Origin of the sequence: Sulfitobacter sp. 1A12056 (assembly GCF_043558125.1) — a bacterium.
Classification (GTDB): Bacteria; Pseudomonadota; Alphaproteobacteria; order Rhodobacterales; family Rhodobacteraceae; genus Sulfitobacter; species Sulfitobacter faviae.
The window spans coordinates 21816-36955 of the sequence record NZ_JBIFFY010000005.1 but is presented as its reverse complement, the minus strand read 5'-3'; the positions used below and the strand labels follow the sequence as shown (position 1 = coordinate 36955).

General features: G+C 64.4%; 18 protein-coding genes. 3 read left to right on the top strand and 15 right to left on the bottom strand.

Annotation, left to right across the window (positions count from 1 at the left end):
• Positions 1-45 precede the first annotated feature (45 nt).
• On the top strand, positions 46-1584 hold the full coding sequence (locus tag ACGYLD_RS11130; protein ID WP_271691968.1) for an ATP-dependent RecD-like DNA helicase: 1539 nt from the start codon (positions 46-48) through the stop codon (positions 1582-1584).
• Here the strand turns inward: ACGYLD_RS11130 and ACGYLD_RS11125 are convergent.
• The 12 genes from ACGYLD_RS11125 to ACGYLD_RS11070 all read right to left on the bottom strand — a co-directional run bounded on the left by ACGYLD_RS11125 (position 1581) and on the right by ACGYLD_RS11070 (position 11779).
• Positions 1581-2348 carry a TIGR02186 family protein gene (locus ACGYLD_RS11125; RefSeq protein WP_209217439.1) on the bottom strand — a complete coding sequence of 256 codons (768 nt, stop codon included), beginning with the start codon at positions 2346-2348 and terminating at the stop codon, positions 1581-1583. The genes ACGYLD_RS11130 and ACGYLD_RS11125 overlap by 4 nt on opposite strands.
• Positions 2345-3259 carry a sulfite exporter TauE/SafE family protein gene (locus tag ACGYLD_RS11120; RefSeq protein ID WP_067261874.1) on the bottom strand — a complete coding sequence of 305 codons (915 nt, stop codon included), beginning with the start codon at positions 3257-3259 and terminating at the stop codon, positions 2345-2347. The genes ACGYLD_RS11125 and ACGYLD_RS11120 overlap by 4 nt, the downstream gene beginning before the upstream one ends.
• A 114-nt stretch (positions 3260-3373) precedes the next feature.
• Positions 3374-4342 carry an ABC transporter permease gene (locus ACGYLD_RS11115; RefSeq protein WP_271691967.1) on the bottom strand — a complete coding sequence of 323 codons (969 nt, stop codon included), beginning with the start codon at positions 4340-4342 and terminating at the stop codon, positions 3374-3376.
• Between the two features lie 35 nt (positions 4343-4377).
• Positions 4378-5514: an ABC transporter permease gene (locus ACGYLD_RS11110; RefSeq protein WP_394402577.1), complete on the bottom strand. Its 1137-nt coding sequence runs from the start codon at positions 5512-5514 to the stop codon at positions 4378-4380.
• A gap of 1 nt (position 5515) precedes the next feature.
• The gene (locus ACGYLD_RS11105; protein ID WP_271691966.1) at positions 5516-7117 is read right to left on the bottom strand and encodes an ABC transporter ATP-binding protein; all 1602 of its coding nucleotides are present in this window, start codon (positions 7115-7117) and stop codon (positions 5516-5518) included.
• Between the two features lie 136 nt (positions 7118-7253).
• A complete protein-coding gene (locus tag ACGYLD_RS11100) occupies positions 7254-8255 on the bottom strand; it encodes a BMP family protein (RefSeq protein ID WP_271691965.1) in 1002 nt (333 codons plus the stop codon).
• 107 nt (positions 8256-8362) lie between these two features.
• On the bottom strand, positions 8363-8818 hold the full coding sequence (locus ACGYLD_RS11095; protein WP_271691964.1) for a GNAT family N-acetyltransferase: 456 nt from the start codon (positions 8816-8818) through the stop codon (positions 8363-8365).
• On the bottom strand, positions 8815-9438 hold the full coding sequence (gene tsaB, locus ACGYLD_RS11090; protein WP_271691963.1) for a tRNA (adenosine(37)-N6)-threonylcarbamoyltransferase complex dimerization subunit type 1 TsaB: 624 nt from the start codon (positions 9436-9438) through the stop codon (positions 8815-8817). The genes ACGYLD_RS11095 and tsaB overlap by 4 nt, the downstream gene beginning before the upstream one ends.
• A complete protein-coding gene (locus ACGYLD_RS11085) occupies positions 9431-9991 on the bottom strand; it encodes a NifU family protein (RefSeq protein WP_271691962.1) in 561 nt (186 codons plus the stop codon). The genes tsaB and ACGYLD_RS11085 overlap by 8 nt, the downstream gene beginning before the upstream one ends.
• A 112-nt stretch (positions 9992-10103) precedes the next feature.
• The gene (locus tag ACGYLD_RS11080; protein WP_040700546.1) at positions 10104-10562 is read right to left on the bottom strand and encodes a universal stress protein; all 459 of its coding nucleotides are present in this window, start codon (positions 10560-10562) and stop codon (positions 10104-10106) included.
• 97 nt (positions 10563-10659) lie between these two features.
• The gene (locus tag ACGYLD_RS11075; RefSeq protein WP_394402573.1) at positions 10660-11538 is read right to left on the bottom strand and encodes a branched-chain amino acid aminotransferase; all 879 of its coding nucleotides are present in this window, start codon (positions 11536-11538) and stop codon (positions 10660-10662) included.
• A 10-nt stretch (positions 11539-11548) separates the two neighbouring features.
• Complete coding sequence (locus tag ACGYLD_RS11070) at positions 11549-11779, bottom strand: hypothetical protein (protein WP_067261534.1); 231 nt, start codon at positions 11777-11779, stop codon at positions 11549-11551.
• A 138-nt stretch (positions 11780-11917) separates the two neighbouring features.
• Here ACGYLD_RS11070 and ACGYLD_RS11065 point away from each other — a divergent pair, with 138 nt between their 5' ends.
• Both ACGYLD_RS11065 and ACGYLD_RS11060 read left to right on the top strand, forming a co-directional pair.
• The gene (locus ACGYLD_RS11065) at positions 11918-12637 is read left to right on the top strand and encodes a M48 family metallopeptidase (RefSeq protein WP_394402684.1); all 720 of its coding nucleotides are present in this window, start codon (positions 11918-11920) and stop codon (positions 12635-12637) included.
• A gap of 4 nt (positions 12638-12641) precedes the next feature.
• On the top strand, positions 12642-12998 hold the full coding sequence (locus tag ACGYLD_RS11060; protein ID WP_394402572.1) for a YigZ family protein: 357 nt from the start codon (positions 12642-12644) through the stop codon (positions 12996-12998).
• Here ACGYLD_RS11060 and ACGYLD_RS11055 read toward each other — a convergent pair.
• The 3 genes from ACGYLD_RS11055 to ACGYLD_RS11045 all read right to left on the bottom strand — a co-directional run bounded on the left by ACGYLD_RS11055 (position 12995) and on the right by ACGYLD_RS11045 (position 15097).
• Positions 12995-13615: a hemolysin III family protein gene (locus ACGYLD_RS11055; RefSeq protein ID WP_209217431.1), complete on the bottom strand. Its 621-nt coding sequence runs from the start codon at positions 13613-13615 to the stop codon at positions 12995-12997. The genes ACGYLD_RS11060 and ACGYLD_RS11055 overlap by 4 nt on opposite strands.
• A gap of 69 nt (positions 13616-13684) precedes the next feature.
• The gene (locus ACGYLD_RS11050) at positions 13685-14068 is read right to left on the bottom strand and encodes a hypothetical protein (protein ID WP_082851951.1); all 384 of its coding nucleotides are present in this window, start codon (positions 14066-14068) and stop codon (positions 13685-13687) included.
• Positions 14069-14206: 138 nt separating this feature from the next.
• Entirely contained in the window at positions 14207-15097 is an 891-nt protein-coding gene (locus ACGYLD_RS11045; RefSeq protein ID WP_271691957.1) for a LysR family transcriptional regulator, read from the bottom strand.
• Positions 15098-15140 lie beyond the last annotated feature (43 nt).

Genomic DNA, 15140 nt, shown 5'->3' with positions numbered 1-15140 from the left:
CAAAGCCATCTGGCCCCCGGCGCGGGGCTCATTTAGGGTCGCCGAATGACATCTACCGCGCTCACCTATTCCGAAGACCAAGCCGCCGCCCATGACAAGGTGGCCGATATGCTGCGCTCTGCGGGCATCGATCTGGACGACTCGCTTTTGATGCCGCCTGCGGGCGGGCCGGATCAGGTGATGGCGGTGACCGGCAAGGCCGGATCGGGCAAGACCCTGCTGCTGGCCGAGCTTTACCGCGCGCTGGAAGGGGCCGGGGTCGAGATCGTCTCGGGCGATTACGAATCGCGCAAGAAGCGCGAGAAGCGGACCTTGGCGATCCTCGCGCCCACCAACAAGGCGGCGAGCGTGCTGCGCCTGCGCGGGGTGCCCGCGACGACGATCCACCGCATTCTCTATACGCCGGTCTATCACCCTGAATACGAGCGCATCGCCGAATGGCTGACCGGCAACGGTGAGAAGCCCGAGATCGAGGGCCTCAGCGAAATGGCGTTGGACCGGGCGGCGGCGTTTTTCGCGAACAACAAGTCGGTGCCCGGTGCGCTGGCGGCGGCGGGGCTGCGTGGCAGCGACTTCATCACCGGCTGGAAGCGGCGGGAAGAACCATTGGACATCGGCTTTGTCGACGAAAGTTCGATGCTGGACGACAAGCAGTTCGAGGATTTGAAAGAGATTTTCCCGACGCTGCTGTTGTTCGGTGACCCGGCGCAGTTGGCGCCGGTGGGGCAATCGGGCACGATGGTCTTCGAGAAACTGCCCGAGAAGCGCGTCTTGAACCTCAACCGCATCCACCGGCAAGAGGCCGACAACCCGATCCTTGATCTCGCCCATGCGCTGGCCGATCCGCAGTTGGAGTTTCATGACTTCGAGCGGATGATCGAAGACGCGGCGCGCCGCGATGACCGCGTGGTCTGGGGCCAGCGTGTTGAGGTCGACCTGATGGCGCGCAGCCCGGTGCTGGTCTGGCGCAATGCGACGCGTATTCGGCTGATCAATGCGTTCCGCAGCGTGCATGGCGCGCCAGATGATGCGTTGCTGGCGGGCGAGCCGCTGATCTGCGATGGGATCGAACTGCCGCTGAAACACCGCAAGAAACGGCTGGACCTTGAAGCGCGGGGCCTAATCAAGGGCGCGCAGGTGGTCTATCTGGGCGAGGGGCGCAAGCCCGGCTTCAGCCGCTTGCATGTGATCGGGGCCGAGGACCCGCAGGTGAGTGCCGCCTCGATCGTGAAGATCGAGAAACCCGACGAAGAAGAGCCCTTCATCCCCTTCGCCGCGCGCATGGGGGCGACCTTTCTGCACGGGGCGGCGGTGACGATCCACAAGGCCCAAGGCAGCCAGTGGGAGAATGTGCAGGTCTTTGCGCCCGATCTCTATGCCGCCGCGCGGATGGGGCGGTCGGAGGCGGGGCAGCCGCTGTGGAAACGGCTGGCTTACGTCGCCATCACCCGCGCTCAGGAGCGGCTGATCTGGGTGGTGCGCAACCGGCTGAGCAAGCCTTCGGGGCCGTTGCGGGTGGATGATCTGCGGGCCGCGCCAGCGGCGGCGCTGACGCTTGAGGCGACCGAGGATGGCGCGGCTTAGCGGCGCATGAGGCCGAAGACGGCAGAGGCGCCCCAGCCCGCCGCAACCGCGATGAAGAGCGAAAGAAGCCCATAGAGAAACGCCTGTTGATGGGCGAGGTTGAACAGCCAACGCTCCATCCCGACTTTGCGGACATCGATGATCGTCTCATATTGCGCTACCACATCGCCGCCGCGCGTGAGGAAAATCCGCGTGTCATAGGCCCCTTCGGTGAGCGAGGCGGGCAGAGCGACGGCGGCGCGGAAGAGGGTCTGTTCATCCACCTTCACCCCGTCTTCGATGACTTGGTAAAGGTTCGCATCCTTACGCACGCGGATCAGCGCGTCGGTGAATTGGGTGGGGTCCGCGATCTCCATCGGGGCGCCGACCGACCGGATGGCGCGGGGGATGGAGATGCGGTGACGCAGGTCTTCGATGCGTTTTAGCACCTCGGCCAGCGGGCCGGAGGTGACCACGGCGTAGAAGCTCGGCGCGCGGTCGACCTCAACCGCGGCGGTGTTCACCCAGATGCCAAAGCGCCGCTCTTTGCGGCGCACCATCACCGGGGCCGAGGGGCCGGAGACGGTAATGACGACTTCGAGCGGCGCGCCATCGGGGATCGGGGTTTCGCGTTTGACGGCCCCGTAGACGAGGATCTCGGACCCGTCGAAATTGGTGGTGATGGAGACTTCGGCCTGGCTGAGGCCAAGCACGATTTCCTCTTCCGCCGTGGCGGTCAGGGCCGTGAAACACAGGCCAAGGAAGGCGATCACCGCACGCATCATTCCGCCGCCACCGGGCTGAGAGAATAGAGTTCCGCCGGTTCCAGCAGAAGGTCGAGCGCAAGCTTGCCGCAGACCGCCAAGACCAGCACCGCCAGCAAGATACGCAACTGCTCGGCCTGCATCCGCACGCCGATGCGCGTGCCCACCTGCGCGCCCAGCACACCGCCGACGAGCAAGAGCACCGCCAGCACGATGTCGACCGTCTGGTTGGTGGTGGCATGCAGCATGGTGGTGAAGCCGGTGACGAAGATGATCTGCAACAGCGAGGTGCCGATCACCACTTTGGTCGGCATGCCGAGCAGGTAGATCATCGCAGGCACCATGATGAAACCGCCGCCCACGCCCATGATCGCCGAAAGCATCCCGACCGCCGCGCCGACCAGCACCGGCGGGATCACCGAGATATAGAGGCCCGAAACCCGAAAGCGAATTTTGAACGGCAGCCCATGCACCCAATAGTGCTTCTTGCGTTTGACCCGGCCCCCCTTGCGGGTGCGGCGGATGGCGCGGAGCGATTCCACGAACATCAGCCCGCCGATAATGCCAAGGAAGACGACATAGCAAAGCGTCACCAGCAGATCGACTTGGCCGAGCGATTTCAGGTAGTTGAAAATGAACATGCCGATGCCGGAGCCGATGAGGCCCCCGGCCAGCAGCACCCAGCCCATTCGGAAATCGACCGTCTTTCGCTTGAGATGCGCCAGAAGCGCCGAGAAGGAAGAGGCCACGATTTGATTGGTCGAGGTCGCCACCGCCACGGCGGGTGGGATGCCGACAAAGAACAGCAGCGGCGTGATCAGAAACCCGCCGCCGACGCCGAACATGCCCGACAAGATGCCCACGATGCCGCCCAACCCCAAAAGGAGGAAGGCGTTGACCGATACTTCGGCGATGGGCAGGTAGATTTGCATGACGTTTCCTAGCCCCGAACGGCCGCGCAGTTCAACATAGCTTGTCGCGGTGAGGCGACTACTTTGACAGGTTGCGCCGATCCGGCCCTCGGGTGCAAGGGCCGGAAGGAAGTGTCAGCGTTCTTTCACATAGGGCTCGCCACCCGCGCGCGGCGGGATCGCTTTTCCGACAAAACCGGCGAGGATCACCACGGTCATCAGGTAGGGCAGGGCGCCCAGAAGCTGGCCCTGCACCTTGATGCCGATGACCGACTGGATCACGTCCGGTCGGGTCTCCAGCGCGCCGAAGAGGCCGAAGAGCAGGGTGGCCCAAAGGGCGTACCACGGACGCCACTTGGCGAAGATCAGCGCGGCCAGCGCGATGAAGCCGCGGCCCGCCGACATGTCCTTGACGAAACCCGCCTGCAGCGCGGTGCTGAGGTAGGCGCCCGCCACGCCGCAGAGCAGCCCGGCGATGCCGACAGCTGCATAGCGCAGACCCACGACCGAGACACCTGCGGTGTCGACGGCAGCGGGGTTCTCGCCCACCGCGCGCAGGCGCAGGCCGAAGCGGGTGCGGAACAGGATCCACCAAGTCAGCGGCACGGCGAGGAAGGCGGCATAGACGAGGATCGAATGGCCAGAGATCAGCTCTTCGTAAAGCGGGCCGATGACCGGCACGCTCTCCATCGACTCAGCGAAGGGCAGGGTGATCGGCTCGAACCGCGCGCCGCCGAAGAGCGAGGGGGTGCGGCCGCCTTGGGCGAACCAGTCCTGCGCGATCAGCACGGTCATGCCGGCGGCGAGGAAGTTGATCGCCACGCCGGAAATGAGCTGGTTGCCGCGGAAGGTGATCGAGGCAAGGCCATGCACGGCGCTGAGCGCCAGCGAGGAGGCGATGCCCGCCGCCAGACCGATCCAAACCGAGCCGGTGATCGACGCAAGCGCCGCCGAGAAGAAGGCCGCGGCCAGCATCTTGCCCTCGAGCCCGATGTCGAAGACGCCCGCGCGTTCGGAGAAGAGACCGGCAAGACAGGCCAGAAGCAGCGGCGTGGCCAGCCGCACGGTGCTGTCGAGCAATTGGATGAGCGTGATGTAGTCCATAGGTCAGACCCGCTTTCTCAGGGGGGTATAGGGGCTCATTCCGCGCTCTCCGACTGGGCGCTTCGGGGGCCGGGTTTGGGCGGGCCGGGGCGGCGGAACATCAGGAAGAGACGCTCCAGCGGCATCCGCACCATATTGTCGAGCGCCCCGGTGAAGAGGATCACGAGCGCTTGGATCACGACGATCAACTCGCGCGGGATCGAGGTCCAGAGCGCCAGTTCCGCGCCGCCTTGGTAGAGGAAGCCGAACAGGAGCGCGGCAAAGAAGACGCCCACCGGGTGCGAGCGGCCCATCAGCGCCACGGCGATGCCGATGAAGCCCGCGCCCTCGGTCGCGTTCAGCACCAGACGTTCGCTTTCGCCCATGACGTTGTTGATCGCCATCAGCCCTGCCAGCGCGCCCGAGATGATCATGGTGATCATGGTGATGCGCACGGGCGAGATGCCGGCATATTTCGCCGCCGGCTGCGAATGGCCGTAGGCGCGGATTTCATAGCCCAGACGGGTGCGCCAGATCAGCAACCAGATCGCCACGCAGGCGCCGACGGCCACCAGCAGCGAGACGTTGGCGGGGGCGGATTTGGAGAAGGCGATGCCAAGGGGGGCAAGCAACTCGTGCAGGGTCGGCAGATGCACGGCCTCCGGGAAGCGGGCGCTGGCCGGGTCCATGCTGCCCGGCGGGCGCATGACGTTGACCAGCACGTAGTTCAGCAGCGCCGCGGCGATGAAGTTGAACATGATCGTGGTGATCACGACGTGGGAGCCGCGCTTGGCCTGCAGCCAGCCGGGGATCGCGGCCCAGACCGCGCCCAGAAGACCGGCCATGACGCCACAGCCGATCAGTGCCAGCGTCCAATGCGGCCACGGGATGTAGAGCGCGGCCAGCGCCACGCCAAGGCCGCCCAGCATCGCCTGACCCTCGCCACCGATGTTGAACAGCCGCGCGTGAAAGGCCACGGCGACGGCAAGGCCGGTGAAGATGAAGTTGGTGGCGTAGTAAAGCGTGTAGCCCCAGCCATAGGTCGAGCCGAGCGCACCCTTGACCATGAGGTTAACGGCCGCAATCGGGTCCTCGCCGATCGACAGGATCACCAGCGCCGAGAGGACGGCGGCCAGCAGCAACGAGATCAGCGGCACGAGGATCACCTCGGCCCATTTTGGCATCACGTCCATCTCAGACCTCCTTGCGCGCGTCGCCGCCGGCGCGGGCGAGATTGGCCTCGACTTCGGCCACGCTATGTTCGTTCTCGGTGTCGGTGATGCCTGCCATGAGCAGCCCAAGCTCCTTTTCGTCGGTCTGATCGGCGGCGCGTTCGCCCATGATTTGCCCGTCGAACATCACCGCGATGCGGTCCGACAGGGCGAGGATTTCTTCCAGTTCCACCGAGACCAGCAGGATCGCCTTGCCCTGATCGCGCAGAGCAATGATCTGCTCGTGGATGAATTCGATCGCGCCGATGTCGACGCCGCGCGTGGGCTGGCCGATCAGCAGCAGGTCTGGGTTGCGCTCGATCTCGCGCGCCAGAACGATTTTCTGCTGGTTGCCGCCCGAGAAGTTCTTGGCCGCCAGCGTCGGGTCTGGCGGGCGCACGTCGAAACGCGCCATTTTGTCTTCGGCATCGGCGCGGATCGCGGCGTGATCCATCAGCATGCCGCTGTTGAAGCGGTCGTCGTGGTGGTAGCCGAAGACGTTGTTCTCCCACGCCTGGAAATCCATGATCAGACCTTCGCGCTGGCGGTCTTCGGGCACATGGGCCACGCCGCGCGCGCGGCGCGACTGGCCGTCGCTTTTCTTGCCCGAGAGGTCCAGCGGGGTGCCGTTGAGCGTAACGTTGCCGGTGCCGTCGGCATAGCCGCCCAGCACTTCCAAGAGTTCCGACTGGCCGTTGCCCGCAACGCCCGCGAGGCCCAGCACTTCGCCCGCGCGAATCTGAAGGTCGATCCCGCGCAGCCGCTCGACACCTTTGTCGTCGACGACGCGCAGCCCCTTGATGTCGAGGATCACCTCGCCCGGGGTGGCGGGCTCTTTGTTGACGCGCAAGAGCACCTTGCGCCCGACCATCAGCTCGGCCAGTTCCTGCGGCGAGGTCTCGGCGGTTTTCACGGTGGCGGTCATCTGGCCGCGGCGCATGACCGACACGGTGTCGGTGATCTCCATGATCTCGCGCAGCTTGTGGGTGATCAGGATGATGGTTTTGCCCTCGGAGCGCAGACGCCCGAGAATGCGGAAGAGCTGGTCGGCCTCGGCGGGGGTCAGCACGCCGGTGGGCTCGTCGAGGATGAGGATATCGGCCTGCCGGTAGAGCGCTTTCAGGATCTCCACACGCTGCTGCATGCCCACGCCGATGTCTTGGATCTGTGCGTCGGGGTCGACGTTCAGGCCGTAGTCCTTCGACAGTTCGATCAGCGTCTTGCGCGCCTTCGACAGCGAGGGCTTCAAGAGGCGGCCATCCTCAGCACCGAGAATGATGTTTTCCAGAACGGTGAAGTTCTCGACCAGCTTGAAGTGCTGGAACACCATTCCGATGCCTGCGGCGATGGCGGCTTGACTGTCGGGGATCTCGGTCTTGCGGCCACCGATGAAGATCTCGCCCGCATCGGCCTTGTAAAAGCCGTAGAGGATCGACATCAGCGTCGATTTGCCGGCGCCGTTCTCGCCGATGATGCCGTGGATCGTGCCCGGCATGACGCGGATCGAGATATCTTTGTTGGCCTGTACCGGGCCGAAGGCCTTGGAGATGCCCTTGAGTTCGATCGCGGGGGCGGTATCGGTCATGTCAAAAGGTCCTGCGGGCGTTGCAGCCCTTGATCTGGCGTTGGTCCATCGCTGCCCCGGTCACGCTGTGGGGTTTTAAAAGGGGCCGCGCCGATGATCGGCGCGGCCCCGGGGGTCGATTGTGGATAAATCGGGCTCAGAAGTCCAGTGCCGGGCAGCTGTCGTTCTCGTAGTAGGAGACCACTTTGATCTCGCCGTCGATGATCTTCTGGCGCGCTTCGTCGACAGCGGCCTTCATCTCTTCGGTCACGAGATCTTGGTTATGTTCGTCGATGGCAACGCCAACACCTTCTTCGGCAAGGCCAAGGGTCACGACTTCGCCGACTTCAAGGTCTTCGCCCGCCATCATCGCGTCATAGACGGCGACATCGACGCGTTTCAGCATGGAAGTCAGCACCTTGCCCGGGTGCAGGTGGTTCTGGTTGCTGTCCACGCCGATCGACAGGATGCCCTCGTCAGCGGCGGTCTGCAGCACGCCCACACCGGTGCCACCGGCCGCGGCATAAACCACGTCAGCGCCTTGGTTGATCTGCGCCTTGGTGATCTCGGAGCCTTTCACCGGGTCGTTCCAGGCAGCGGGTGTCGTGCCGGTCATGTTGGCGATGACCTTGGCGTCGGGATTGGTCGCCTTGACGCCCTGCGCATAGCCGCAGCCGAAGTGACGGATCAGCGGCACGTCCATGCCACCGACGAAACCGACGGTGCCGGTCTCGGATGCCATCGCGGCCATGACGCCGACGAGGTAGGAGCCTTCATGCTCGGCAAAGCTGACCTGGCGCACGTTGGGCAGGTCGAGCCAGTTGACGTCGATCACTGCGAATTTCGTGTCGGGATAGTCGGGCGCCACGGTCGCCAGCGGATCGGCCATGGCGAAACCCATGGTGATGATCGGGTTGGCACCGGATTCGGCAAAGCGGCGCAGGGCCTGCTCGCGCTGCGCTTCGGACTGCATTTCGATCTCGGCGAATTTGCCGCCGGTTTCTTCGGCCCAGCGGGAGGCACCGTTGAAGGCCGCTTCGTTGAAGCTTTTGTCGAACTTACCGCCGAGGTCGAAGATCAGCGCCGGTTCAGCGGCTGCCGCGCCCGCGGTGAGCGCGAGGCCCGCAGCAGCGCCGAGGAATTTCGTCATGAGGGTCATTTGGTGTCTCCCGGTTTGTGGTGTCGGGCGGTCAATCAGATGCTGCCGCCACGGCGTTTGTGGATCGTGTGATCAGGTATAATCTAGGGCGCAGGCGGGGGGTAGGGTCAACCGCTTTTTGAGGGCAAGCCGCCCGGATCGCCAGCGTGACCATGGGTCAAGACGCGTTGCAGGATGCAGGCATCCACAGGTGGGACGCCGCTGCGCGCGTAATAGGCACGGCGGGTGGCGATTTGGGCAAAGCCTTGATCATCATAGAGCGCGCGGGCAGGCAGATTATCGGCAGCGACTTCGAGAAAGGCACTTTCGCAGTCGGCGGGCAGGGCCGCCAGCCAGTCGCGCAGCAGGGCCCGGCCCAGCCCCCGACGTTGCTGCGCGGGGTCCACGGCTAGCGTCAGCAATTCGGATTCGCCCGCGATGGTGCGGGTCAGGGCAAAGCCGCCGGGGCGGGGGAAAAGCTGCACGAAGGGGCTGTCGAGCAGGCTTGCGAACTCCGCCTCTTGCCACGGCCTGTCTTGGGTGAAGGCCGCAGCATGGAGCGCGGCGAGGGCCGCCGGTGTCACGGCAGCAGCACCGGTGCCGCGTCGCGGGCGGGGGCGGCATCGGCGGGGCGCAGGTAAAGCGGCGCAGGGCGCGGCGGATTGCTGGCAAAGCGGCGCGCAGCGATGCGGGCGATGGCTTCGGCCACCGGCATCGCTGGCGGCTCTCCGCCCGCGCCGATCAGCGGGCCGGTGAAGGCCGGGAGGGCGGCGGCGTCCTGTAGTGCCGGCTCGGAGATGCCGGGGTTGTCAAAGCCTTGCAAGAAAACCTGATCACGGCGGGCATCCACCGCACAGGCGCAGGGGCCATCATGGCCTTCGCGCAGCGCGTCAAAGGCATCGACCCCGACCGCTGGAATGCCAAGGCCAAGCGCCAGCCCGCGCGCGGCGGAGACGGCGATGCGGATACCGGTGAAATTGCCCGGTCCGATGCCGACGCCAAGCGCGGTGAGGTCGGCATAGGCCAGCCCGGCCTCGCTCAGCAATTTAGCGCAAAGGACCATGATCCGCTCGGCCTGACCCTTAGTCATCGGCTCGGTGCGGGAGGCCAAGATCCGGTCGCCCGACAGCAAAGCGGCCGCGCAATGCGCGGCCGATGTGTCAAAGGCCAGAATCAGCGGCCCGCTCGCGCCATGCTCAGGCAACCGGGCGCACCTCTGTGACCTCGGGGATGTAGTGGCGCAGCAGGTTCTCGATGCCCATTTTCAACGTCAGGGTCGAAGAGGGGCAACCGGCGCAGGCACCCTGCATGTGCAGATAGACGACGCCACGCTCAAAGCCGTGGAAGGTGATATCGCCGCCGTCTTGGGCCACGGCGGGGCGCACGCGGCTGTCGAGCAACTCTTTGATCTGGCCGACGATTTCGCCGTCTTCGCCCTCATGCGCGGCGTGGCCGGATGTGGGCTGGTGGTCAGAGGCCATGACCGGCTCACCGGACTGGAAATGCTCCATGATGGCGCCGAGCAGGGCGGGTTTCACATGGTCCCATTCCACCGCGTCTTGCTTGGTCACGGTGACGAAATCGGTGCCGAAGAACACGCCGGTCACGCCCTCGACCGCAAAGAGCCGTTGGGCCAGCGGGGAGGTTGCCCCGGCTTCGGGGGAGGGGAAATCAGCGGTGCCCATCTCCAGCACGGTCTGACCCGGCAGGAACTTGAGCGTTGCGGGGTTCGGAGTGGATTCGGTCTGGATGAACATGGGTGTACCTCGCTTTCGGCGTGGCTCCTGATATGCGCCTGCGCGGGCGGCAAGTCAAGGTTTAGAACCGTTCTAAATTGCGGCGCCGGGCATTGGGCGGGCGGCAGAGCGCTTAGGTGATCGCTTCGAGCCGTTCCTTGCTCAGATCGCCGGGCACGATGGTGATCGGCACGGGCAGGGCACCGGCAGAGCGCGACAATTGCGTGACCAGCGGGCCGGGGCCTTTCTTGCGGTCACCGCTGGCGCCGAGAACCAGAACGCCGATGTCGGGGTCGTCGGACAGCTGCTGGATGATCTCATCCGTGGGTTCGCCCTCGCGGATGATCAGCTCAGGATCGACGCCCTGTTTGTCGCGCATCCATTTGGCGAAAACCTCGAAATGCACCTCGATCCGTTCGCGGGCCTCTTCGCGCATCAGGTCGCCAACGCCGATCCAATGGTTGAACTCTTCGGGTGGGATCACCGACAGGACCGCCACGCCGCCGCCGGTGCGCGCCGCGCGCAGGGCGGCGAAACGCATGGCATTCAAACATTCGGTGCTATCGTCCAGCACCACTAGGAATTTCCGCATCAAACCCTCTCTCCGCACCTCCTCCCGGTGCGGTGCGATCATGGCGCGGGCGGGCGGCGCTGGCAATTGCTTTCGCGCGCCGCTGCCGTCCGGGCCTTCAGCCGCGCTGACTTGCGGCCCAATCCCAATACATTTCACGCACCCGGCGCGTGACCGGGTTCTGGTTGTCCCCGGTGCCATATTGCGTCTCGTCAAAGGCGCTGACAGGCGTGACCTTCATCATATTGCCCGACAGAAAGACCTCATCGGCGGCGTGGAAATCGACAAAGCTGAGGACGGTCTCATGCACCTTCATCCCGGCCTCGCGCATGTTCGACATATGCCGCGCGCGGGTGATCCCGGCAAGGAAGGTGCCGTTGGGGATGGGGGTGAAAACCTCACCATCCTTGACCATGAAGACATTGGCGCTAGCGCTTTCGGCGACATTGCCCATGGCATCGGCCACCAGCGCGTTGCCAAACCCTTTGGCGCGCGCCTCGACCATCATGCGGGCGTTGTTGGGGTAAAGGCAGCCTGCTTTGGCGTTAACGACGTTATCCTCCAGCACCGGGCGGCGGAAGCGGGTGCGGGTGAGGGTGGTCGCGGCCTCGGGCGGGGCCATGGGAATGGCCTCAAGGCTGATGGCAAAGCCGGTGGCACCTTCGCGCGGCACGATGCCCAACTCGTCGCCCGCCAGCGCCCAGTACATCGGGCGGATGTAGACGGCCTGATCGCGTGAATAGCTTTTCAGCCCTTCGCGGCACATCTCGATCATATCCTCGGTCTCAACCGTGGGGGTGATCATCAGCGCGCGGGCCGAGCGGTTGATCCGCGCGCAATGCGCCTCGAGGTCCGGGGCCAGCCCGTCGAACAGCCGCGCCCCGTCGAAAACGGTGGTGCCGAGCCATGCGCCGTGATCGGCGGCCTTGATGGTGGGCAGATCGCCGTCATGCCATGTGCCGTTGAAATAGGTCTTGATGTCTGTGCCGGTGGCCATGTGACGATCCTCAGGAATTGCTTCGGTAGATGCCCTCGGGCAGGTTCAGTGCCGCCGTCAGATCGCTCAGCTGCGCGGGGGACAGAGTGATCTTGGCCACACGGTCGGTCCGGGCGTCCCACTGCTCGATCGTGATTTGTCCCGCGAAGGCAGAGACGGTGACGTCCTCGCGCAGGGGCGCGTCGGATTCGTCGATCAGGGTGATGACGGTGGCGTCGAATTCATGCTCGATGGTAAACATGAGGGCACATTAGGCTTTGTGCTCGCGAGCGCAAGGCCGCCGTATGAGCGTCAAATCGCCGTGAACGGGGGTGGCGGTGGCAGGGCGTCATGATAGACAGGTGGCTCAAGGACCCCCGAGCGAGGATCAGCCGTGAAATTGTTAAATGCCCTTGGCGCATTTGCCGTCATCGTCCTGCTTTCTGCCTGTGAGGTGGCACCGATCCAAACAGGCCCAATCCCGGCCGACAGGCCGCAGACCACGGGGCAAACAAGCCCGCGGCTGAGCGCGAGCGCGGCGGCGCGGAGCTTTGTTCAGGTGGTCCGCACGCTCGAACCCGTGGCCGAACGGGAGTGTCGCAATCGGACGACGGGGATGAACTGTGATTTCAATATCGTGGTCGACGACCGCCCCGGCCAACCGGCCAATGCATTCCAAACGCTTGATAAAAATGGCCGCCCCATCGTGGCGTTCACATTGGCGCTGATCGCCGATGCCCGCAACGAAGACGAGCTTGCCTTCGTGCTGGGCCATGAGGCCGCGCATCACATCGCGGGCCATATTGAACGCCAGCAGCAAAACGCCATGGCGGGGGCGGTGATCTTTGCCGGTCTCGCCACGCTGAGCGGCGGCGATGCCAATGCCGTGCGCACGGCGCAGGAATTGGGCGCAGAGGTCGGCGCGCGGCGTTATTCCAAGGATTTCGAGCTTGAGGCCGACGCCCTTGGCACGATCATCACCGCGCGGGCGGGCTATAACCCGTTGCGCGGGGCTGAATTTTTTACCCGCATTCCCGATCCCGGTGACCGTTTCCTTGGCACCCATCCGCCCAATAACGCCCGGATCGATATCGTGCGGCGCACCATGGCGGGGCTGTAACGGTTTGCGCAAACTGGGGCAGGTGCTGAACGACCGCGGGTCGAAATATGCGGTGTCGGGCTGCCCTGCGCGCAACCGGGCCGAGGTCGATGCCGCGTTGAAAGACCTCAAACGCGAGAAATCCTACGCCAAGGCCACGCATAACACTTGGGCGGTGCTGCTGTCAGATGGCGGCCCGCTTAAAGGCGACGATGGCGAGTCCGGGGCGGGCATGGTGATCCTGCGAATGTTGGAGCGGGAAGGGCTGACCGATCATCTGATCGTCGTCACCCGCTGGTACGGCGGCAAACATCTGGGCGGCGACCGGTTTCGCCATGTGCAGACCTGCGTGCGGGCCTATCTGGATGCGCCCGCAGGCTAAAGGCTGAGCGCGATGGCGGCAAAGAAACAGGCCGTGGCGACCAGCACGAAGACATGCCAGATCGCGTTTTGATAGCGCATGCCGGGATGGGCATAGACCAAAGTGCCCGCCGAATAGGTCAGCCCGCCCGCGGCCACCAGCGCCAGTGCCGCCCCCGGCAGATTGTGCCACATCGGGTAGATCAGCAGCACCGAGAGCCAGCCCATGCCGAGGTAGAGCGCGAGTGATCCGCGCGCATCGGTGCGCCAGAACCAGAGCTTTGCTACCGCGCCGATCACCGCCAGCGCCCAGACCACGCCGAGGATGCCATAGGCAAAGCCAGAGCCGATCACCATCACCAGCGGCGTATAGGTGCCCGCGATCTTGAAATAGATCGCCGCATGATCGACCCGGCCCAGAAAGGCGCGGCTGCGGTCGAAGGGCAAAAGGTGATAGATGGCAGATGCAGTGAAAGAGGCAAGGATGCAGCCTGCGTAGATCGCCGTTGCGGTCAATTGCCCCTCTTGCCCGGCGGCATGGATCATCAAAAGGATGCTGGCGGGAATGGCGAAGCCAAGGCTCAGCACATGCACGGTGCCGTCGGCCAAAGTCTCAGCGATGGAGGTCGGATAGCCCATGACAGAAAGGTAGCAGCGAAACCGCCCTCTGCCATGGGTGACGAAAGGTAAAGCGCAGAGCCCGGTGGATCAGCGCGGTTTGTTGCCGTCGATCCAGCGCGACATCAGGGTCTTGTCGCGAAAACACTCCTGCGGGACATCGCGGCGTTTCAACCGCGCGATGCGTTCGGCAAAGGCGACCTGTTTGGCGGAAGGGTAGGCGGCAAAAGGCCCCTCCAGCGCCTGCGGTTTATGGGCGTCGATCCATTCCGACACCGCCGCGCGATCCGCTTCGATGCCTTTGGGAAGCTCTTCGCCCGTTCGCTTGGCGAGGGACTGGGCGTATTGCATCTGTTTTTCGGTCGCGGGCATGCGGCGGTCGGCCTGTTTGGGCTGCGCGCTATCGCTGCCACGGGGCGGGCGACCTTGCTGCTCAAGGTCGAAGATGCCGGGGAACTGAGGTTGAAAAGACATGTGGTCATTCCTCTGCTACTGCGTTCTACATATAGAACAGAAAGGGAACATACTCAAGTCTCTCCGTAATCTCGCCCTTCCATGATAGTATATCTAGTATCGTGGGTGTTTTGTTCCACAATATCTGTGATGCGTCCGCTATCGTAGCTGTTCTGCCGCCTCTGCGATCAGTTCCGCCGTCTTCACCATCCGCGCGGGCAGGGGCCGCCCACGCCGTGAGGCGAGCCAAAGGTCATGCCAGCGCCGCTTGGGCAGAGGCAGCAGCCTGAGCCGGTCCTTGGCGGCAAAGGTTTCGACCCCGCTGCGGGGCAAAAGCGTATAGCCCACGCCCCGCGCCACCGCCGCCGGGATCTGGCCGATCTGGTTCACATAGCCACGCAGGCGCATCCGGTCGGCCCCCGGATAGCTGTCCGGGAAATTTAGCTGGAGCAGATCGTCGGCATAGGCGAAGCCATCGGGGTGGGCGATGAAGCCCCGGCTTTCGAGATCGGCAAAACTTTCTATCCGTTCCAATGCATTAACCGGCAGCACGAGGCAAAGTTCCTCGCGCCCCAGATGCCGGGCCTCTAACCTTGCGTGGGCAGGATCATCGGCCAGCACGCCCAGATCGAAGCGCCCATCGAGCAGCCCGGCGCGGATTGTGGCTTGGGGCGCGGCTTCGAGATGGAGGGAGAGGTCGGGCGCTTGGGCCATCCACGCCAGCAGCAGCGGCTGGAGCAGCATGGCGAAACTGCCGGAGCAGGCGATATGCACCACGCCCCGGTCGGGCAGGTCGGTCGCGATGCGTTCGCGCAGGCGCTGCTCTTCGCGGCGGCGGGCAAGGCCGGTTTCAAACAGCGCTTCGCCCGCCGGGGTCAGGGTGAAACTTTTGCCATCGCGCGCGATCAGCGGCTGTCCCAACTGGTCTTCCAGCTTGCGCAGATGCTGCGACACGCCCGGCTGGGTCATGTTGAGCCGCTGCGCCGTGCGGGTGAAATGGCCGGTCTCGCAAAGAGTGGTGAAGGTCTCAAGCCAGGTGGCGTTCAGCATGGTAAACAGTTCGTTATGATTTCGATGAGATTTGATAATTTCA